At 70.8% G+C, this 20555-nt stretch carries 19 protein-coding genes; 12 read left to right on the top strand and 7 right to left on the bottom strand.

The window, feature by feature from the left end:
* Positions 1-36: 36 nt before the first annotated feature.
* The 3 genes from AC0VYD_RS13135 to AC0VYD_RS13125 all read left to right on the top strand — a co-directional run bounded on the left by AC0VYD_RS13135 (position 37) and on the right by AC0VYD_RS13125 (position 3227).
* Entirely contained in the window at positions 37-597 is a 561-nt protein-coding gene (locus AC0VYD_RS13135) for a TrmH family RNA methyltransferase (RefSeq protein WP_475475823.1), read from the top strand.
* A 243-nt stretch (positions 598-840) separates the two neighbouring features.
* Positions 841-2220, top strand: a complete 1380-nt coding sequence (locus AC0VYD_RS13130; RefSeq protein WP_475475822.1) for a hemolysin family protein — start codon at positions 841-843, stop codon at positions 2218-2220.
* Positions 2217-3227, top strand: a complete 1011-nt coding sequence (locus AC0VYD_RS13125) for a CNNM domain-containing protein (RefSeq protein WP_475475821.1) — start codon at positions 2217-2219, stop codon at positions 3225-3227. The genes AC0VYD_RS13130 and AC0VYD_RS13125 overlap by 4 nt, the downstream gene beginning before the upstream one ends.
* 78 nt (positions 3228-3305) lie before the next feature.
* On the opposite strand, the gene AC0VYD_RS13120 is transcribed toward AC0VYD_RS13125, so the two are convergent.
* Positions 3306-3578, bottom strand: a complete 273-nt coding sequence (locus AC0VYD_RS13120; RefSeq protein WP_475475820.1) for a transposase — start codon at positions 3576-3578, stop codon at positions 3306-3308.
* A 965-nt stretch (positions 3579-4543) separates the two neighbouring features.
* Here AC0VYD_RS13120 and AC0VYD_RS13115 point away from each other — a divergent pair.
* A complete protein-coding gene (locus AC0VYD_RS13115; RefSeq protein WP_475475819.1) occupies positions 4544-5749 on the top strand; it encodes a low temperature requirement protein A in 1206 nt (401 codons plus the stop codon).
* Positions 5750-6040: 291 nt separating this feature from the next.
* Here the strand turns inward: AC0VYD_RS13115 and AC0VYD_RS13110 are convergent, their stop codons facing one another.
* From AC0VYD_RS13110 to amaB, 3 genes are all read right to left on the bottom strand, one after another.
* On the bottom strand, positions 6041-6469 hold the full coding sequence (locus tag AC0VYD_RS13110; RefSeq protein WP_191270052.1) for an organic hydroperoxide resistance protein: 429 nt from the start codon (positions 6467-6469) through the stop codon (positions 6041-6043).
* A 49-nt stretch (positions 6470-6518) separates the two neighbouring features.
* A complete protein-coding gene (locus AC0VYD_RS13105) occupies positions 6519-7007 on the bottom strand; it encodes a MarR family winged helix-turn-helix transcriptional regulator (protein WP_475475818.1) in 489 nt (162 codons plus the stop codon).
* Positions 7008-7174: 167 nt separating this feature from the next.
* The gene (gene amaB, locus AC0VYD_RS13100; protein WP_475475817.1) at positions 7175-8722 is read right to left on the bottom strand and encodes an L-piperidine-6-carboxylate dehydrogenase; all 1548 of its coding nucleotides are present in this window, start codon (positions 8720-8722) and stop codon (positions 7175-7177) included.
* A gap of 216 nt (positions 8723-8938) precedes the next feature.
* Between amaB and AC0VYD_RS13095 the strand changes: the two genes are divergently transcribed.
* The 3 genes from AC0VYD_RS13095 to AC0VYD_RS13085 all read left to right on the top strand — a co-directional run bounded on the left by AC0VYD_RS13095 (position 8939) and on the right by AC0VYD_RS13085 (position 12699).
* Complete coding sequence (locus AC0VYD_RS13095) at positions 8939-10012, top strand: pyroglutamyl peptidase (RefSeq protein ID WP_475475816.1); 1074 nt, start codon at positions 8939-8941, stop codon at positions 10010-10012.
* 151 nt (positions 10013-10163) lie between these two features.
* A complete protein-coding gene (locus tag AC0VYD_RS13090; RefSeq protein ID WP_475475815.1) occupies positions 10164-11753 on the top strand; it encodes a polysaccharide deacetylase family protein in 1590 nt (529 codons plus the stop codon).
* 235 nt (positions 11754-11988) lie between these two features.
* Entirely contained in the window at positions 11989-12699 is a 711-nt protein-coding gene (locus AC0VYD_RS13085) for a polysaccharide deacetylase family protein (RefSeq protein WP_475475814.1), read from the top strand.
* 70 nt (positions 12700-12769) lie between these two features.
* Here the strand turns inward: AC0VYD_RS13085 and AC0VYD_RS13080 are convergent, their stop codons facing one another.
* Positions 12770-14179 (bottom strand): aldehyde dehydrogenase family protein, encoded by a 1410-nt coding sequence (locus AC0VYD_RS13080; protein WP_475475813.1) that lies wholly within the window; start codon positions 14177-14179, stop codon positions 12770-12772.
* Between the two features lie 59 nt (positions 14180-14238).
* Here AC0VYD_RS13080 and AC0VYD_RS13075 point away from each other — a divergent pair, with 59 nt between their 5' ends.
* Complete coding sequence (locus AC0VYD_RS13075; RefSeq protein ID WP_475475812.1) at positions 14239-14877, top strand: TetR/AcrR family transcriptional regulator; 639 nt, start codon at positions 14239-14241, stop codon at positions 14875-14877.
* Positions 14878-15103: 226 nt separating this feature from the next.
* On the opposite strand, the gene AC0VYD_RS13070 is transcribed toward AC0VYD_RS13075, so the two are convergent.
* Both AC0VYD_RS13070 and AC0VYD_RS13065 read right to left on the bottom strand, forming a co-directional pair.
* Positions 15104-15901, bottom strand: coding sequence for a DUF4097 family beta strand repeat-containing protein (locus AC0VYD_RS13070; RefSeq protein ID WP_475475811.1), 798 nt, complete (start codon positions 15899-15901; stop codon positions 15104-15106).
* An 80-nt stretch (positions 15902-15981) separates the two neighbouring features.
* Positions 15982-16506 carry a histidine kinase gene (locus AC0VYD_RS13065; protein ID WP_475475810.1) on the bottom strand — a complete coding sequence of 175 codons (525 nt, stop codon included), beginning with the start codon at positions 16504-16506 and terminating at the stop codon, positions 15982-15984.
* 524 nt (positions 16507-17030) lie between these two features.
* Here AC0VYD_RS13065 and AC0VYD_RS13060 point away from each other — a divergent pair.
* From AC0VYD_RS13060 to AC0VYD_RS13045, 4 genes are all read left to right on the top strand, one after another.
* Entirely contained in the window at positions 17031-17633 is a 603-nt protein-coding gene (locus AC0VYD_RS13060) for a DUF6368 family protein (protein ID WP_475475809.1), read from the top strand.
* 289 nt (positions 17634-17922) lie between these two features.
* Positions 17923-18324 carry a hypothetical protein gene (locus tag AC0VYD_RS13055; RefSeq protein ID WP_475480138.1) on the top strand — a complete coding sequence of 134 codons (402 nt, stop codon included), beginning with the start codon at positions 17923-17925 and terminating at the stop codon, positions 18322-18324.
* A gap of 160 nt (positions 18325-18484) precedes the next feature.
* The gene (locus tag AC0VYD_RS13050; protein ID WP_475480137.1) at positions 18485-19300 is read left to right on the top strand and encodes an NAD(P)H-binding protein; all 816 of its coding nucleotides are present in this window, start codon (positions 18485-18487) and stop codon (positions 19298-19300) included.
* A 74-nt stretch (positions 19301-19374) separates the two neighbouring features.
* Positions 19375-20475, top strand: a complete 1101-nt coding sequence (locus AC0VYD_RS13045; protein WP_475480136.1) for an Rv2578c family radical SAM protein — start codon at positions 19375-19377, stop codon at positions 20473-20475.
* Positions 20476-20555: the final 80 nt, after the last annotated feature.

Below are 20555 nucleotides of genomic sequence, written 5' to 3'. Positions count from 1 at the left end.
CCGCCCCGGCCCGCACCCACGAGGAACACACCGCAGTTGAGCACGCAGTTGCGTCCCACGGACGTCAAACGCCTGAACCGCCAGTGGCGCAGGCGCACCGAGGGGCGTCTGGCCCTTCTCGTCGAGTCCGTCACCCAGCCCTACAACCTGGGATCGATCCTGCGCACCTGTGCGACCTTCGGCGTCGACCAGCTCTGGCTCACCGGCAACAGCGCGGACCCCGACGACCCCAAGGTCGGCAAGACCGCCCTGGGCACCGCCGCCAAGGTCCCCCACACGCGCATGGCCACCACCGGGCAGGCCCTGGAGGCCGCCCGCGCCGACGGCTACAAGGTGGTCGCGGTCGAACTGGCCAAGGGCGCAGTGCCGCTGCACGCCGCTCCGGTGGAGCCCGACGTGTGCCTTGCCGTGGGAGCCGAGGACCACGGCTGCTCCCCCGCCCTGCTGGCGGGCGCGGACGCCGTCACCTACATTCCCCAGATCGGCCGGGTCGGATCGCTGAACGTGGCCGTGGCCACCGCGATCGCCCTCGCCGAGGCCCGCCGCCGGGAGTGGGCCGGCCTCGGCGGCGAGGCCGACGCCCCCGCCGGAACCTGAGCCGGGGAGACCCGGGCCGGGGAATCTTTCCCCTCCGCCGGACGTCCCCTCATTGACCAGACCCACGCATCTGACACACCCGACGCGCCACGGCGCAGAGAGAGGAACAGTGGATCCGTCCCGAAGTACCGGCAGCATCCCTCAGGGATGCTGTGACCCAGACTCCGACGACCCTCCTTCTTCGGAGGGCGCACACCTTCCCAGGCACTCTGCTGACAGACGGACCCGGGCGGTGTGCGCCCGATGACCACCGTCCTCAGTATCGCCCTGGGCTTCCTGGTCGTCCTGCTGCTGATCGCCGCGAACGGCTACTTCGTCGCCCAGGAGTTCGGCTACATGGCCGTGGACCGCTCGCGTCTGAAGGCGCGGGCCGCGGCCGGTGACACGGGGGCCAAACGCGCCCTGGCGGTCACCAAACGCACTTCGTTCATGCTCTCGGGCGCCCAGCTCGGCATCACCGTCACCGGTCTGCTCGTCGGTTACGTCGCCGAGCCGATGATCGGTACGGGCATCGGCGTGCTCCTCGGCGGTGTCGGCGTCCCGCTCGGCACCGGTGTCGCGGCCGGCACCCTGTTCGCCCTGATCTTCTCGACCGTCGTCCAGATGATCTTCGGCGAGCTCTTCCCCAAGAACCTGGCCATCGCCAGGCCCGAGCCGGTGGCCCGCTGGCTGGCGCTGTCCACGGGGATCTACCTGAAGGTCTTCGGCCCGGTCATCTGGCTGTTCGACCAGGCGGCGATCGTCCTGCTCAAGGCGGTACGGATCGAGCCCGTGGAGGACGTCCAGCACGCGGCGACCCCGCGCGACCTGGAGAGCATCATCGCCGAGTCGCGGGAGAGCGGTGACCTGCCGCCCGAGCTGTCCACCCTGTTGGACCGCACCCTGGACTTCCACGACCAGACGGCCGGGCACGCGATGATCCCGCGCCCGGACATCACCACAGTCGAGGAGGGCGACCCGGTCAGCCGGGTCGTGGAGCTGATGGCCTCCGACCACTCCCGTTTCCCGGTGCTGGGCGAGGGCGTGGACGACATCGTGGGCGTGATCTGCCTGCGCGACGTGCTCGCCCTGGGCGACCGCGACCTGTCGGCCGTCAGGGTCAGCGAGGTGGCGCGGCAGTCCGTCATGGTCCCGGCCTCGCTCCCGCTGCCCGGAGTGCTCGACCAGCTGCGCGAGGCGGGCGAGGAGTTCGCGTGCGTGGTGGACGAGTACGGCGGCCTGGCCGGGGTCATCACCACCGAGGACCTGGCCGAGGAGCTGGTCGGTGAGATCGCCGACGAGCACACCCCGGAGGAGGAGTCTCCCGCCCACCTCGAGGGGGAGGACGGCTACCTCGTACCGGGGGCGCTGCACATCGACGAGGTCGAGCGGCTGATCGGCCACGACCTGCCCGAGGGCGACTACGAGACGGTCGGGGGCCTGGTCATCCGCGAGCTGCACCGGCTGCCCGAGGTCGGTGACCGGGTGGAGATGGAGCTCCCCCGGCCGCCCAGCGCCCACGAGGGCGACCCGGACATGGCTCTGACCATGACGGTCAGCGCGGTCCAGAGGCGCGTGCCGCACACGGTGGAACTGCGGCTGCGGGAGCTCGCCGGTGAGGAAGCACAGGAGGTGCGCGCATGAGCGACATGAACGTCTGGTTGGCCCTGGCGCTGACCGTGGGCATCATCGCGCTGAGCGCGTTCTTCGTGGCCATCGAGTTCGCCCTGGTGGCGGCCCGCCGCTACCGGTTGGAGGAGGCCGCCGAGACGAGCGCGGCGGCCCGGGCTGCCGTCAAGAGCGCCCGTGACCTGTCCCTGCTCCTGGCCGGTTCGCAGCTGGGCATCACACTGTGCACACTGGCGCTGGGCGCCATCTCCAAGCCCGCCGTCCACCACCTGCTGGAGCCGCTGTTCGGCGGCCTCCCCGGCTCGGTGGGGTACGTGGTCTCGTTCGTGCTGTCCCTGGTCGTGGTGACCTTCCTGCACCTGGTCGTGGGCGAGATGGCGCCCAAGTCCTGGGCGATCTCCCACCCGGAGCGGTCCGCCATCATGCTGGCCCCGCCGATGCGGGCGTTCATGTGGGCGACCCGGCCGCTCCTGTTCTTCCTGAACGGTCTGGCCAACTGGTTCCTGCACAGGGTCGGGGTGAACGCGGTGGACGAGATGTCGGCGGGACACAACCCGGACGACGTCCGCGAGCTGGTCGAGCACTCGGCCAAGGCCGGTGCGCTGGACTCCGAGCGCCGGGACCAGCTGGCCACGGCCCTGGAGGTCAACTCCCAGCCGCTGGAGGGACACATCACCGCGCGGGAGGACATCGCGTGGGTGGCCCCCGAGGCGGGGCTGGAGGAGATCAAGCGGGTCTCGCGCGAGTCCACACACCTGCGTCTGGTGGTGTTGGAGCACGGCGAGCCCGTCGGGGTGCTGCACGTGCGTGAGGCCCTGACGAGCCCGGCCGGGACCACCGCCGCCGACCTCATGCGCCCGGTGCTGACGTTGTCGGCGGATACGCCGATGTACGCGGCGATGAGCATCATGCGGGAGAGCCGCAGCCACCTCGCCCTCGTCGAGACGGACGGGGAGCTGCTGGGCCTGGTTACGCTCCAGGACATCCTGGACCGGCTGCTGCTGTTGGACACCGCCGCGTAGGAGATAGCGCGGGGCCGTGTCCCGGGGGAGGGCGTTCGCGCCCTCCCCCTTTCGTGTACCCCGACCCTTCCCGCGGAGCTACCGCTCAGAGCTCGTCTCAAAAGCCGTCGGCATGCTTGGCAGGTGCTTGGAGCGGTTGAGGATACAGGCGATGCCGAGCACTGCCAGGAAGGCGGAGGCCCTGCGCTCCCAGCGCACGTTCAGCCTCCGATAGGAGCCCAGCCAGGCAATGGAGCTCTCGACCTCGTAGCGGTTCCGCCCCAGGCGTTGGAATGGGATAAGCCCTAGTTCACGGAGAACCGGACCTTCACCGTCACCAACGGTCGCATCAGCCGTTTCGAGACCAGCCAAGCGTGAACGTCCCCGCCGGTCCCAAACCGGTCGTCGGCCCGTGGGTGGACCGTGTCCGGCTCAGCGCCAGGTGTCGGTGCCCTCCGAGCAGGTGGTCCGGATAGGACACGCCGAGCGCGGGGATCTCTGCGCAGAAGCCGCCATGTCAGTATTGAACGTCTTGGTCACCGGCGCCTCTACGGGTATCAGACGCCTCACCGCCCAGACATCGGCGGGTGCGGGCCACACGGTTCACGCAAGCATGCCTGACGCGGCCGGCCACAATGCCGAGAATGCGGCCGCAGCGCGTCGGCATGCACAGGATAACGAGGTGGACTTGCGAACAGCGGACCTGGACGTCACCGGCAAGGGTCGGCGGACTCGGCCATGAACACGCTCATCACCACCCACGGCCGGGTGGACGTGGTCGTGCACAAGGCCGCCCATCCGACAGACACCACCGTCGAGGCCGCGTACGGAGGTCGCGACGGGCCGCAGGAGGCGGTCACCCGGTCGCTAGGAGCCATGACGCCGCCCGAAGCGCATCCGCGGTCGCCGACGAGATCGCCCGCATCGTGGCCCTGTCTCCCGGCCATCGGCCACGGGCCCGTCCGATGGTCGATTTCCTGCGCGGGGGAGCATCAGAGGTCAACGACATCGCTGATGCGATGGAGGCCGTTCTCCCGCAGCTCCTGGGAGTGGCCGACCTGCTCACCCCGCACGTCCATGCCTTGCGCGGACGAACCACCAGGGCACGGAGACAGCCGGTGGTGAGGCGTGGTGTTGCTCAGGGCCCGGTCACGGAGGGCTCGGGGACACCGCAGTTGTGATGCGCAGGCGGTATCCGGGAAACCCGCTCCGGGACACTGCTGAAGCCGTTGTTGGATCTGGCGTCCGCGGTTGCGGTCCCGCAGGCCGCTGCTGCCTTCACGTCAGGGGACCATGGTCCGCGGCACGGCCGGAACACGTCATCGGGGAAGGAAACCATGACCCAGAATCGCGATCCGCACCGCGCCCGGGAAGCACGGCCCCGCCTGATGCGGCCGGAGGGGCCACGGCGCTCGGAGGTCGCGCCGATCGAGCTGTTCTTCGACCTGGTGTACGTCTTCGCGATCATCCAGGTCTCGCATACGCTGCTGGCCAGTCTCACCTGGTTGGGTGCGCTGCAGGTCGCGGTGTTGTTCGGGGCCGTGTGGTGGGCCTGGAACTACTCGGCCTGGGCGATGAACTGGCTGGACCCGCACAGCGGACTCGTCCGAGTCCTCAACGCGCTGCTGATGCTGGCCGCGTTGGGGATGTCGCTCGGACTGCCGCACGCCTTCGCCGAGGACGGCCTGCTCTTCGCGGCCTGTTACGTGGCAGCCCAGGTCGGTCGCCCGGCGTTCACCGCTCTCGCGTTGCGCGGGCACGTGCTCGCGAAGAACTACACGAATCTGCTGGCCTGGAGCGCCACGGCGGGGGTGCTGTTCATCGTCGGGGCGTTTCTCGACCCCGGGCCACGGCTGGCAGTCTGGCTGGTCGCCCTGCTCGTGGACATGGCAGCTCCACGGTTGCAGTTCCGCTTCCCCGGTCTCGGTTCGGCACCGATGCACACCTGGCCCACCGACCCCGAACACCTCGCCGAACGCAACCGTGGGGTGTTCGTCATCGCGCTCGGCGAGTCCATCCTCATCATGGGATTCACGCTGTCCGAACTCGACCCGATCCCGGCACGCGCGGTCGCCGCGGCACTGCTCGGGTTCACCGGCCTGTTCGTGCTGTGGTGGGCCTACTTCGCCCTGGCCGGGCCCGACACGCGAGCCAGTCGGGGCAAGGCCGGCACTGGGGCTTTGCGCTCGGCGTTCGCCTACGCGCACGCGCTCATGGTCGCCGGCGCGATCGTCGTGGCCGTGTCGATCGAGCTGCGCATCAGTCACGCCGAGACCACCCCGGCGCTGGTGCTGACCAGTGTGGGAGGGCCGTTGATCTACCTGGCGGGCAACATTCTGTTCCTGCGCTCTCGGACCGGCTCGGTGGCCCGTGCCCGCTACCTCGCTGCGGCGGCACTGGTCGTGGTCGGCGCCGCAGGTCTGGCCGTCGGTCACGTCCTGCCGTCACTGGCCATCGGGCTGGCCACCGTCGCGATCATGGGCACCCTGGCCGTGGTCACCCAGCTCACCGCCCGGCGTACTCCCGAAACGACTGCGGGATGACCGCGTTTCCCGCCTCGGGGCTGTCCGTCATGCGCTGCTCCTGGGGCGGAGCCCGTTCTGTCACCCCAGACCTTCAGCCACGCGGTGACCGCCCTGCTGTTCCCGGAGACGTGCAGGCTGGTGATGGTCGCCGACCGCAGCAGGCCCAGTGTCCGCCCGGTGGATCCCCGGTTCCAGCGCCGCCTGGCCGCCTGTCGCGGCCTCTGAGGCACGCGGGCCCCGGACACGGGCGGGACCGACCGCACACTGGGTGCGGCCGGCCCCGGTTCCCGTCGGACGGGAGGAGACACGCTAGGCGGTCTTGGTGATCAGCTCGACCTCGATGTTGCCGCGGGTGGCACGGGAGTAGGGGCACATCTGGTGGGCGGCCTCGACGAGCTTCTCGGCCTCGGCCTGCTCCAGGCCCGGGATGGTGACGGTCAGCACGACCGCGATGTCCAGGCCGTCGTCGGACTTGCCCAGGCTGACCTTGGGGTTGATGGTGGCGTTGTCCACGTCGGCCTTGGCCTGGCGGGCGACGTTGCGCAGGGCGCCGTGGAAGCAGGCGCCGTAGCCGACGGCGAAGAGCTGCTCGGGGTTGGTGCCGGGGCCGTCGTCGCCGCCCAGGCCCTTGGGCACGGACAGGTCGACCGCGAGGCGGTCGTCGTCGGTCTTGCCGAAGCCCTTGCGGCCCTCGCCGGTGACGGTGGCCTCGGCGGTGTACAGGACGTTGTAAGCCATGGATTCCCTCTTCTGGGTCCGAACGCGCCGGACCCGGTGTCGTGTGGGTTCAGGTGTCGGTGCCGCGGTCGGTGCGCGTGGCGGTTGCCTCCGTGGCGGCCGTCACCGAACGTGTGACCTGGTCGAGCAGCGTGCGCAGCTCCCCCAGCCGTTCCGGGGGCAGGCCGGTGGCGCACAGGATCTGGGCGGGGACGGGTCCGGCCCTGTCACGCAGCCGGGACCCCTCCTCGGTCACGCTGACGTGGACGATCCGTTCGTCCTCGGGCCCGCGTCTGCGGGTGAGGAGTCCGGCGCCCTCCATCCGGCGCAGCAGAGGTGAGAGCGTTCCCGTGTCCAGGTTCAGGGCCAGGCCGAGCTCCTTGACCGGCAGGGTCCCCTGTTCCCACAGCACGAGCATCACCAGGTACTGCGGGTAGGTCAGCCCCAGGTCGGCCAGAATCTCCCGGTAGAGCCCGGTCAGGGCACGGGAGGCGGTGTAGAGGGAGAAGCACAGCTGCCGGTCCAGGGCAAGGGGGTCCCCCTCGTCGGTGCCCGCCATGGTTCCTCCTCCGTCTTCGCTCGCTGCCGTCATCACCGTAACAGAAAATGGTTGTGCACAACAGTATTGGACACAACTGTTTTGGGGTGCGGTGTGCCGGAGGCGGGCGGGGCGCACCCCGGGGTGCGCCCCGCCCGCCCGGGCCCCGTGTCCGGGCCCGGCGCCGTTCAGAGGAAGCGCACGCCCTGGGCCAGGGGGAGCTCCCCGCCGTAGTTCACCGTGTTGGTGGCCCGGCGCATGTACGCCTTCCAGGAGTCCGAGCCCGACTCCCGGCCGCCGCCGGTGTCCTTCTCACCGCCGAAGGCGCCGCCGATCTCGGCCCCGGAGGTCCCGATGTTGACGTTGACGATGCCGCAGTCGGATCCGGCGGCGGACAGGAAGCGCTCGGCCTCGGCCTGGTCCTGGGTGAAGATCGCCGAGGACAGCCCCTGCGGAACCGCGTTGTGCAGCTCCACGGCCTCCTCCAGGGTGCGGTAGGTCAGCACGTACAGGATCGGCGCGAAGGTCTCCTGGCGCACGACCTCGGTCTGTGCGGGCATACGCACCACCGCGGGCTCGACGTAGTAGGCGTCCTCGGCGTCCTTCTCCAGGCGCCGTTCGCCGCCCACCAGGACCTCACCCCCGTCGGCGCGGGCCTGTGCCAGGGCAGCGCGCATGGCCGTGTGTCCGCGCTCCCCCACCAGCGGACCGACCAGCGTCGACTCCTCATAGGGGTCGCCGATGCGCTCGCTCAACTGCTGGTAGCCGTCCACCACGCGCTCGACCACCTGGTCGGCCACGTCCTCGTGCACGATCAGTCGGCGCAGCGTCGTGCAGCGCTGCCCGGCCGTCCCGGCCGCGGAGAACACACTGCCGCGCACCACCAGGTCCAGGTCGGCCGAGGGGGCCACCACCGCGGCGTTGTTTCCGCCCAGCTCCAGGAGGTAGCGGCCCATCCGGGCTGCCACCCTGGGAGCCACGGTCCGCCCCATCGCGGTGGAACCGGTGGCCGACAGCAGCGCCACCCGCTCGTCGCCCACCAGCACGTCGCCGACCTCGGCACCGCCCAGGACGACCCGGTGCACGTCCGAGGGCGCCCCGACCTCGGCGGCGGCGCGCATGAGCAGGCCGTGGCAGCCCAGCGCGGTCAGGGAGGTGAGCTCGGAGGGCTTCCACACCACGGTGTCGCCGCACACCAGTGCCACACAGGTGTTCCACGACCACACGGCCACGGGGAAGTTGAAGGCGGTGACGACACCGACCACGCCCAGCGGGTGCCAGGTCTCCATCAGCCGGTGGCCGGGTCGTTCGGAGGGCATGGTGCGGCCGTAGAGCTGCCGGGACAGGCCGACGGCGAAGTCGCAGATGTCGATCATCTCCTGGACCTCGCCCAGGGCCTCCGATCGGATCTTGCCCGCTTCGAGGGTGACCAGCTCGGCCAGGTCGGCCTTGTGCTCGCGCAGCAACTCACCCAACCGGTGGACGAGCTGGCCCCGGACCGGGGCGGGGGTGTCCCGCCAGACGGAGGTGAAGGATGCGTGCGCCGCGGTCACGGCGCGCTCGGCGGTGTCCGGGGTGTCGAACTCCAGGGGGAACAGGGTCCGTCCGGTGATCGGCGTACGCGCCGCTCCGGGCGCCCCGACGGGTTCGGGCAGCCGGGTCGCTCCGCACCGCTCCAGAGCGGCCCGCGCCCGTTCGGCGAGGACCTCGGTGTCGGGGAGGGCACCAGTGTGCATGTGTGTTCTCTCTCCGTTGAGAGTGGGAGGCTGTCACCACACACCTTGCCAACTCCGGGCCCCACGGTCCAGCCCCGGTGTCAAGGACAGGCGGGAACGCCGCCGGCTCCCGCGACCGGGCCCCGCGACCGGAGCAGCCCGCTGCTGTCGGCGCCGCACGGCGGCGTTAGACTCGCCAGGCCCGCTCAGACCGTCCCCGAACCAGACAGCTGGCCCGTGCACCACGACACCACCCCCGAAGAGGACCGCGCCGACCGTCCCGAGCCCCGTCGGATCCTGGCGCGCTCCGGGTTCGGCGCCGCCGAGCCCCTGTTCGCCGCCGACCTGCGCACGAGCGCCGACCCCGAACAGGCCCGGCAGGTGGTCGCCTCACACGCCTCCCGGCTGTGGACGGAGGCCACCCGCACCGGCGCCGGTCCCGTCGACGACCGCCCGCTGTACTGGGCCCGCCTGGTGCTCCGCGCCCGACTGCGCACCTGGAGGCCCTCCTTCGCCCTGTCCGAGCAGGAGCACGCCGAACTCCTCCACCTGTTCGAGAGCACCTCGCGGGGTATCGCCGACCTGCACTTCCCTCCGGGGGAGAGGTGGATCCGCCTGGTGGTCACCGGGTTCGACCCCTTCCACCTGGACGCGGACGTGGAGTGCTCCAACCCCTCCGGAGCCGCCGCCCTGGACCTGAACGGGTGGACCTTCCCGGTGGGTGAGCGCACCGCGGTGGTGCGCACCGCGGTCTTCCCCGTGCGCTGGGCCGACTTCGACACCGGAGTGGTGGAGGAAGCCCTGGCCGGACAGTACGGGGTGGCCGACGCGGTCGTCACACTGAGCCGGGGCCGCCCCGGACGCTTCGACCTGGAGGTCTGGAACGGGGTGTGGCGGGGCGGCGGCCGGGACAACCTGGGGGTCTCGCGGACCGGGCGCGCCCCGGTGCCCGGAACCGGGGCCACTGAGTGGACGCGCTCCTCCCTGCCCCTGGAGCGGATCCTCGGCGCGGCGACCGGTCGGCACGAGGTGGTGGCCAACACCGAGGTGAGTGAGGTCCCCGCCGCGGGCGGCGGGCCTGTACTGCGCCCCGAGGGCCCCAGCCCGGGTTCGGCGGCGCGGCGCGGGGGCGGCGGTGACTACCTGTCCAACGAGGTCGCCTACCGGAACACGCTCCTGCGTGACCGCGCCGGGTCGCAGATCCCCGCCGGGCACGTGCACCTGCCCGGAACCGCACGCCCCGAGGAGCACACCGCCACCCTGGCACAGGTGCGCGCGGTCGTGGCGGCCGTGGCCGGGGAGAGCCCCTGAGACAGGACCGGGTGCGTGGTGACACGCCCGAGCCCGGGACTCGATGACAAATTTCGTGTTCCGGCCACCAGAGGGCAATTCATTACTCTTTGATTACACGACATCACGCTGGGGTTACCTTTCGGGCCCGCGGCTCCGATATGGTCCCCACGTGGATGCCACCTCTCTGCGACGAAAACTCACTGTCAGCGCTGCCCTGGGGCTGCTGCTGGTTCCCGGCTGTCACGCGGCGGAGGACGCGCTGCCCTACGCCGAGGCGATCCAGTTCTCCCCCGACTCCCTGGAGCACCTACGGACCCACACGGTGGCGGTGCAGGCCGAACACAGCACGGTGAGCTACCGTTACCCGGTCCTGGGCGAGTCCCATCCGCTGACCATCGAGGTCCGCACCCGGATGGCCGAACGCCAGACCGCGTTCCTGGAGGAGCTGCCCGACCGCGGCAGCCCCGAACTGAGCCAGGACGTGGAGCTGTTGGCGGCCTCCGAAGACGTCATCGGGGTCCGAACCACCGCCGTCACCTCGGGTGTGCCCGGCGACGGCGCCGAGTCCGCGACCCTGTGGTACGACTCCGCCAGCGGGGAGGTACTGCCCTGGACCTCGCTCTTCCGTGACGAACAGGCCCTGGAGAGCGCGCATCTGGCGGTCGCCGACGTCCTCCGGGACGGCTACGAGCTGTCCCTCGAACAACTGCCCGGGCTCCTCGGCGAGGTCGCCGCACGCGCCGAGGCGGGTTCGGACCCGGCCTCGGCTGCGGCCTCCGCGCCCGAGGAGGCCGCCGGGGACCCCGACCGGGGGGATCCCGCGGAAGAACCGGCCGAACAGCCCCCGCAGGACGGCGGGAACGATCTGTCCGACCCCGAACAGGCGTGGGAGGCCGCCGAGCGCTGGTCCGCCTCACCCCTGTCCGACCTGGCCTTCAGCACCGCCGGCGGGCTGGCCGTACGGATGGACCCCGCGGTGGTACCCAGCGCGGGCCGGGTGGAGGAGGTCCTGCTCCCGGTGGAGCCGGAGGAGGCCGAGGAACTCCTCTCCGAACTGGGCTACCACGCCCGGAGCGCGGCCATGGCCGGCAACTCCGACCCCGAGGACTTCCCCTTCGACGGCACCCTGACCGCCGAGGGCTCCACCCTGGACTGCGAACGCCTCAAGTGCGTGGCGCTGACCTTCGACGACGGCCCCGGCGGGCACACCGAGGAACTCCTGGACACCCTGGACGAGTACGACGCCAAGGCGACCTTCTACGTCCTGGGCTCACTGGTCGAGGAGTTCCCCGAGATCGTGGAGCGCACCCACGCCGAAGGGCACGAACTGGGGAACCACACCTGGAAGCACGACGACCTCACGACCCTGTCCGCCGAAGGGGTGACCAAGGACCTGGACCGCACCGACAAGGCGATCCAGGAGGTGACCGGTGAACTCCCGCCCACCCTGCGCCCGCCCTACGGCGCGCTGAACGGCACCGTGCGCAGCGCCACCCGGCACCCGATCATCCTGTGGGACGTCGACACCATGGACTGGAAGAGCCGCGACACCGCCGCCGTGGCCGAGCACGCGCTCGAGGAGACCCAACCGGGCAGCGTGGTCCTGTTCCACGACATCCACAAAACCAGCGTCGACGCCATCCCCGACGTCCTGGAGGGGCTGCACGGCGACGGGTACCACTTCGTGACCGTCAGCGAGATCTTCGGACTGGGCGGCATGGAGCCCGGCGCGCTGCACACCGACGCCCGGGTGAGCTGAACGCTCCCCGGCCGCGCAGAGGGACCACGCCCAGGGGCCCGGCCGCCCCAACACGACGCCATGGCGCCGGTGTCCGGCCGGGCCCCTCGGATCTCCCGGAGCCACAGGGCGAACCGGGTTTCGTTCCCGTGTGAAACCAAAGAGTCCTTTCTCACTTCAAGACTCTGAGCTGGCTTTATCTTTGCCTCATCGGTTCACGTCACATACATTTCGACGCGTGAACGTTACCTCTCTGATGCACAAAGCTTCCGTCGGGACGGCCGGAGGGCTGCTGCTCACCTCGGGACTCCTCCTGGGTACGGCGGTACCCGCGGCCGCCTCCCCCGCTGACAAGTCCCCGGACTGCACAGAGGTCAAGTGCGTGGCGCTGACCTTCGACGACGGCCCAGGGCAGTACACCGACGAACTCCTGGACACCCTCGAGGAGCACAACGCCAGGGCGACCTTCTACCTCCTGGGCTCCAGGGTGGGCAGCTACGAGGACGAGGTCGAGCGCATGGCCGAGCAGGGCCACGAGGTCGGCAACCACACCTGGAAGCACGACGACCTGGCCACGCTCTCCGCCGAGCAGATCCGGGACGACCTCGACCGGACCGACGAGGCCATCAACGAGATCACCGGCAGGGTCCCCGCGACCATGCGCCCGCCGTACGGGTCGCTGGACGACACCGCGCGCGGGGCCATCGACCACCCCATGATGCTGTGGGACGTGGACACCCTGGACTGGGAGCACCGCGACGGCGACAGGATCCTCGACATCACCGGGGAGGAGACCCGCGCGGGCAGCGTGGTCCTGTTCCACGACATCCACAAGACCAGCGTCGACGCCATCCCCGACGTCCTGGAGCAGATGAGCGCGAACGACTACCACTTCGTGACCGTCAGCTACCTGTTCGATCACGGACTCGAAGCGGGCACCGCCTACTCCAACGCCCGACCCGAGTAGGCGGGAGCGGCCCGGACGGGCTGGCCCGCGCGGTCGGCCCGCCCCGGTACCGCGACGAGCCCTCGCGGCACTAGAGCATCCTGCGCAGGAGCTTCTCCTTGACCTGGGTGATCGGTGCGTAGGCCACCCGCATCGTGTCCATCAGCAGGGACTTGTCGAGCACCGACTTGGTGTGCGAGAACGTGTCGACGGACGCCGAGGAGTGGTAGGCACCCATGCCGCTCTCCCCCACCCCGCCGAAGGGCAGGTCGGGCACGGCCAGGTGGGCGATCGGCAGGCCGAACCCCAGACCGCCCGAGGAGGTCTCGGTGGTCAGACGGCGCTTGGTGGCCTCCGAGCCGGTGAACGCGTACAGCGCCAGGGGCTTGTCGCGCTCGTTGACGAACCGGATCGCCGCGTCCAGGTCGGGGACCCGCACGACCGGCAGGATCGGTCCGAAGATCTCCTCCGCCATCACCGGGGTATCCGGCTCGACGTCGCCGAGCACCGTGGGCGCGATGTAGAGGTCCTCCCGGTCGGTGCGGCCGCCCGCGACCACCTCACCGCTCTCCAGCAGCGCGCTGAGCCGCTCGAAGTGGCGCTCGTTGATGATGCGCCCGTAGTCGGGGCTCTGGGCCGGGTCGGACCCGAACATCTCGGTGATGGCGGCGCCCAGTTCCCGCTGGAGCTCCTCGGCGGTGTCACCGATGGCGAGCACGTAGTCGGGGGCCACACAGGTCTGGCCCGCGTTGGTGTACTTGCCCCAGGCCAGACGGCGGGCCGTGGTGGCCAGATCGACGCCGGGTTCGACGATGGCCGGGCTCTTGCCGCCCAGTTCCAGGGTCAGGGGGGTCAGGTGCTTGACCGCGGCCGCCATGACGATGCGGGCCACCGCCGAGTTCCCGGTGTAGAAGATGTGGTCGAAGCGCTCCTCCAGCAGTGCGGTGCTCTCCGCGACGCCCCCCTCGACCACGGCGACCGCCTCGCTGTCCAGGTAGCGCGGGATCAGGTCGGCCAGCACCCCGGAGGTGGCCGGGGAGAGCTCGCTGGGCTTGACCACGGCGCTGTTTCCCGCGGCGATCGCACCGACCAGCGGGGACAGGGCCAGGTTGACGGGGTAGTTCCACGGGCTGACGATCAGCACGGTGCCCAGGGGCTCGCGCACGCGGCGCGCCCTGGCCGGGGCCAGGGCCATCGGCACGGACACGCGCTGGGGCCGCAGCCAGGAGGCCAGGTGTCTGAGCGTGTGGTCGATCTCGTTGACCACGAAACCGATCTCGGTGGTGTGCGCCTCCACCGGGGGCTTGCCCAGGTCGTCCTTGAGGGCCTTCTCCAGGGCGGGTCGCTCCTCGGTGAGCATGCGGCGCAGGGCCCGCAGCTGGGCGCGGCGCCAGGAGATCGGTTTGGTGCGGCCGCTGTCGAAGGCGGCGCGCAACCTGGCGACGACCGGAGGGATGTCGGTGGTCAGCGTCAGAGGCTGGGGGGTCTCGGTGTTGGACATGCCACAAGACTAAACGAAAACGTTTCGTTTCCAATAGGGGCCTGGCATAAGATCTCCCCATGACGACGGACCATCTGCCGGAGACGTCCGCCGTGACCGCCCACCGGGGCCGGCCACGGGACGCCAACCGGGACCGCGCGCTGATGGACGCCACCCTCACCGAACTCCAGCTGCACGGCTACAGCGGCCTGACCACCGCCGCCGTCGCCCGCCGGGCCGGGGTGTCCACGGCCACCCTGTACCGCCGCTGGCGTTCGAAGGAGGACCTGGTGGTCGGCGCCGCCCAGGCCTGGGCCGAGAACCTGGGCCCCGACCACGACAACGGCGACCTGGGCTCGGACCTGGGCGCACTGCTACGCGACAAGGCCACCGCGTTGGAGGGCCCCTCCGGCCGCCTCCTGCGCGCCGTGCTCGGCGAGGCCGCGCACAACCGGGCCCTGGCCGACGTGCTCTTCGGCGCCTTCGTGATCCCCCTGCAGGAACGGGTCTTCGCCCTGCTGGAACGGGCGGTGGAACGCGGGGAGATCCCCCCGGTGGCCGACCCCCTGGTGGTCGCGGAGATGGTCATCGGGCCGATGGTCAGCCACACCTTCCTGGTCCCGCCGCAGGAGGGCGGCGACGCCGCCACCCCCGGCACCGACATCGCCGAACGCCTGCTGCCCTACCTGCTCAGGGCCCTGGGCGCACGGGAACTCTGAGCACAACGCCCGCGCCCGACACGGGTGCCCGGGCCGGGAGGAGGACCCCCGGCCCGGGCGCTGCCCCGGACCCGGTGCCGTGGTCCAGGAGCGCGATCCGATCGGCGAGCTGGTCGGCCTCCACCAGGTCGAAGCGTTCCAGCAGCTCGGTGGCGCGCCGCCGGAAACGGTCACGGCTGACCGGAGGTGTGCTGGGTCGTCTCTGCCTCGTCTGTGTGCTCTGCCGTCAGGACCGGTGGAGCAGGATGTCGCCCCAGACGCTGCGGGCCCGGACCTCGACGGTCTGTTCGGTGGGGGCGGGGCCGTCGGCCGCATCCAGGGAGCTGCGCACGACGCCCTTCGTGGAGACCGCGTCCAACCAGGCCGCGGTGCCCGTGCGGACACCGATCTCCAGTTCGCCGTAGGAGGTCTCCACGTTGACGCTGCCCTCCACCACCTGGCCGAGCCGGACACTGCCGTGGGTGGTCCGCGCGGTGACCGAGCCCAGGGCGCGGTCGACGATCACGTCGCTGTGCGCGGAGTTCGCCCGCAGCTCCCCGGTCACCTCGCCGAGGGTGATGGTGCCGCTGGTGGACCTGACCACGGCGGAACCTTCGATCTCCGCCACCCGGATGGAGCCGTGGCCCGTGGTGAGCTCGGTGTTGCCCGCGATGTGGTCCACCGTGACGTTGCCGTTGGTCAGGGAGAGCTCGGACGTTCCCAGGCTGCCCTCGCAACGGAGGTTGCCGAACCCGCCCGAGGCGTGGACGCGCGAGCCCGCGGGCAGTTCGACGGTGATGTCGACCATGCCCTTGCGCCCGATCATCCGGCCCAGGCCCGAGGGCTGGGGGTCGCGGACCTCGAGGCGGCCGTCGGCGTAGTCGACCTCGACCAGTTCCGCGGCGCGCACGTCACCGTCCTTGTCCTCGACGCGCGGTCGGATCTCGACGGTGGTCTCGGTGCGCTCTCCGGCGAAGATCTGGAGGGTCCCGGCGACCATGGTGATGCTGGCGGTGATCGGTTCGGGGGTGGCGAAAGTTGGCACGGCTGTCTCCCTGAGATGGGTGGGGTGGGCGTCTCCCCCGGTGGGAGACGTGTCGGTGTGGGTCATGCGGTCCGGTCCGCTCAGCGGGCCCAGCCGGTGTAGCCGCGGCCCATCTGGCGGCCGGCTCGTCGGGTGCCCCGGCCGCCCCCGGGTTCGAGGGAGGTGGCGACGGCCCGCACCAGCCAGGCGTTGACCGAGAGCCCTTCTGTCTTGGCGGCCTCCTCCACGAGCGGCTTGAGGCGGTCCGGGAGGCGCAGGGTGATCCGTGAGGTTCCACCCTCCTCGCCGTCACCCCGAAGCAGACTGACGTCACCATGACGTCCCGGTGATGCGAGGGGTTCGTCCTCCTCGTCGCCGAACGGTTCGTCGGTCGGAGGCGGCGTCACGATGAAGTCGGTCCGCCCACCACGGAGGCGGACCTCGACCGACCCCGGGGCGAGGTCCCTGGTGATCTCGTCCGCGGCTGCGGACAGGGCGTCCATCAGGGCCAACCGGGCGGAGGGCTCCAGTGCTGCGGCCAGGCGTTCGGCGGTGACCCGGGTGTCCTCTCCCCCGGCCTCGGCGGCTACCAGGAGTTGGCGGCGGAGCTCTTCGACATACGGCATCAAATCCATGATGTCATCATGGCGCCACAAGTGACGTCATGTCAAGCAGACTCTGCGTGCGGATGACGCCATCCGATACCAGGCTCTTTTCGACTGACGCCCATTCTGGATGGCGAGCTCCTTCTGGGGCGTGAAAAACCAACCCACCTTTACGACGTAGATTCTTCACCGGCGCTCAGCAGCGCAGCCCCTGTCCTGGCTCCAGGACCGGCTGGGCGCATGCTGTGCCCTCACCTCTCGGAGGAGTGCGTTACGGCACCGCTGCCCCCCCGGGCTTGCTCCGATCTGCTCCTCGGTCGCCGGGGCCGGCCCTGCCGCGATCACCCCTCCCCCGGTGCGGCGAAGCGGGTCCGGGCCTCTTCCTCCTCGTACCGTCCACCCGAGGGCGAAGGGACGGACCGGTGATCTCCGATCGCCTGTCACCGGATCTCCGCCCTACGGGCGAGCAGGCCAGCAACCAGGTTCTCCAGAGTGCCGTCCGGTGCCCGTCCTGAGCAGGTTACGATCCCACGAGGCGATGGAGCGTGCAGGTCTGGGGTGGCGTGGTGGGCGTGGGACCGGCGGTGGGGTTGTGGCTCTTCGAGCGTCGTGGGTTCGAGGACGTGCTCGCCCAGGTGACCCCGTGGCTGGGGAGCTTCTGCGAGCAGGTCGAGAACAGGACCGGCGATGAACTGGACTTCCGTGTGCGGGACGGATCGGCCGTGGGACTGCCTGGACTCGATCCCGGCAGCACTGGTGTGTTCTTCCTGGCGGAGGCCGAGGAGATCCCGGCACGGGACGAGGACTACTCGGCGTTCTCTCGGCCACCGGTACAGGGGCTGGTGCTCGGTGCGGGCCGCTCGGGCTCAGTGCACGACCTACCGCTCGGTCACCTTGCGCTCATGCTCGCCGAACGCCTCGACGCGCTGATCGACTTCGATGGTGTTCTCGGCCATCCCACTCCGCGTGATGGCGTCGACGGTGACGCGTTCCTGGGCCGGTCGAGAGCATTGGTTGCTTCCCTACCGGGAAATGTGGCAGAGGTTTCGTACGACACCGGGGGTGGCGGGCGGTGGTTCCGGCACGTCGGCGATGCGGAGTTCCTGCGGTCCTGGCTCAGCCGCCCGGAGTTCCACCTGGTCAAGTAGACCGACTCCCGCGGAAGACCGGTTCGTCTCCTCCTGCGACCGCGTCGCGACCACAGGGCCGCCGTGTGATCCCTGGATCATCGGCAGAGGAGGCGCTACGGCTGCTGTCGGTCGTGGGCGCCCGGTGTTCTGGCCCCGTGCACCCCGCCGCAACACGTTCGAGCAGGCCGGTGGACGGCCGCAGGGGGTGCCCGTGATCCGGGCTCCCTGCCGGGGGGGGCAGCGGTTTCTGATCCGCCCAGCGGATCGGGGTTGACCGCGGGGCGCCGCGGGGCGGCAGCATTGGCCCGTGCCGACCGCACCCGAAGCACCGATCCTGTTGCACAACACCATGCGCGTGACGGAGGGCCGCTGGAAGGGTTGCCGTCTGGCCGCACGACGTGCCGTGGACTTCACCGAGAAGCAGGCGCCCCAGATCATGGTGGAGTTCTTCACCGACGAGGCGAACATGCTGGCCCACAGCTTCCAGCTCTACGCGGACTCCGCCTCGATCCGCGCGCACTGGCGGATGTCGGGGTCCGTCATCAACGACGTGACGGACCACTGCTCCGTTGAGCGACTCGATGTCTACGGGCAGCCCGACGCCCGGGCCAGGAGCGCGTTGGAGGCCTTGGGCCGCGACCTTCCAGTCACCGTCCATCCCCGCCTGGCAGGGTTCACCCGTTTCGCGGGACCTTCACCGGACCGGTAGGGGGTTCTGTTCCCGGTGAGCGGTGACATCCCTACCGTTCGCGGCAGTCAGACGCTGCCCGGAGGGAGTCGGGCCAGGTGAGAGGGGATGAGTTGGCGCCACACACCCACACGCCGACGGAGTCTTCACAGACGGCGCCGCCCGGTGTTCTGGTGGAGACATGAGTGAACGACCGATTCTCGTCCTGGGCGCCACCGGAACCGTCGGCCGCCGTTTGGTGGAACTCCTGAGCGCGCAGGGGCACCCCGTACGGGCGGCTTCACGAAGCAGCCGGGTGCCCTTCGACTGGTCCGCCCCCTCCACCTGGGAGGGTGCTCTCGACGGTGCGGGGGCGGTGTATCTGATGGCACCGGACGGAGTGCCCGTTGATCCGGAGTTCGTCCGTCTCGCGGTGGAGCGGGGCGTTCGGCGCCTGGTGCTGCTGTCGAGCCGGGCGATCGAGGAGATGGACGACCAGCGGCTGTTGGCGGCCGAGCGTACGGTGCGTGCCAGCGGCACGGACTGGACCGTGCTGCGCTGCGACTGGTTCGACCAGAACTTCGACGAGGGGTTCCTTCACGGCTCGGTGCGCTCGGGGCTGATCACGCTCCCGGTGGGCGGGATACGGCAGGCCTTCGTGGACGCGGGCGACATCGCCGCGGTGGCGGCCCGGGCGCTGACCGGAGACGGGCACGCGGGACGGACGTACGAGGTGACGGGGCCGCGTGCGCTGTCCTTCACTGAGGCCGCCGAGACGATCACCGAAGCCGCCGGGTACCCGGTGCGGTACATCGGTGAGCCCGAGGACTTCGTCCGGGCGCAGGTCGCCGAGGGTTTGTCCGAGGAGGAGGCGAGGGGAGCCGTGGCGGGCTTCGAGGCACTGCGGGACATGGGGGACGCCGAACCCGGCGGGGACGTGCTGCGGGTGACGGGCCGCGAGCCGAAGGACTTCAGGGACTACGCCGCGGACGCGGCACCCGCCTGGCGTGACTACTAGGACGTGCTGGGCAGCTCAGGCCCCGTCCCGCAACGGGACTGGACAGCCAATCGAAAACGTGTTCGAATCAGGGCATGCGCTGGGAGAACCTGCGGGACGACACCGCCACCGGCCAGACCGCCCTGTTCGAAGCACCCGCGGCCGCCGTGGCCCGCGGCTCGGGCCGGGCTGGACTGGGCACGCCCCCGCCCGGGCCGGTACGGGCGGGCCAGGACGGCGAACCGGTCTCCATCGAGGTCCGGGCCCGCTCGGTCATCAACCGGGTCCCCGGCGCCGACCCCATGTTCCGGTGGACCGTCAACCCGTACCGCGGCTGCTCGCACGCCTGCGTGTACTGCTTCGCCCGGCGCACCCACGAGTACCTGGACCTGGACAGCGGGCGCGACTTCGACACCCGCATCCTGGTCAAGGTCAACGCCGGGGAACGGCTGCGCGCGGAGCTGGCCCGCCCCTCCTGGCGCGGGGAGCACATCGCGATGGGCACCAACACCGACCCCTACCAGCGGGCCGAGGGCCGCTACCGGCTGATGCCGCAGATCATCCGGGCGCTGCGCGATGCCGCCAACCCGTTCTCCATCCTGACCAAGGGGACGCTGGTGCTGCGCGACCTGGACCTCCTCGAACAGGCCGCCCGGGTCACCGACGTCGGCATGGCCTTCTCCGTGGGCTCGGTGGACGAGTCCGTCTGGCGCACGGTGGAGCCGGGCACGCCCGGCCCCCGGGCCCGTCTGGACGCGGTGCGCCGACTGACCGAGCGCGGCCTGGAGTGTTCGGTGCTGATGGCCCCGATCCTGCCCGGGCTGACCGACTCGGTCGAGCAGATCGAGGAGACCGTGGCGGCCGTCGCCGAGGCCGGGGCCACCCGCCTCACCCCGGTGGTACTGCACCTGCGGCCCGGCGCCCGTGAGTGGTACCGGTCCTGGCTGCACCGGGAGCACCCCCGACTCCTTCCGCTGTACCGGGAGCTGTACGGCCGGGGCTCCTACGCACCCGAGTCCTACCAGCGGATCGTCACCACGGCCGTCCGGGAGATCGCGGAGCGGTACGGGTTGAACCGGCCTGGTTCGGCCCGAAAGCCGCAGCACGACGCCGAACCCGACGCGGCAACGGGGGCCGCCGCCGGTGGGACCGAGGCCCAGCTGTCCCTCGACCTCGCCGGGCCCGGTGGCCGGTGACCGACGGGGCGCCGGGCCGCGACACCGCACGAGCCGCCGGCAACGCGCCGAGGCACACACCCTGAACAGCGGTGACAGGC

Source organism: Nocardiopsis sp. iso_40 (assembly GCF_056173285.1).
This window is presented reverse-complemented; position numbering and strand designations above follow the sequence as displayed.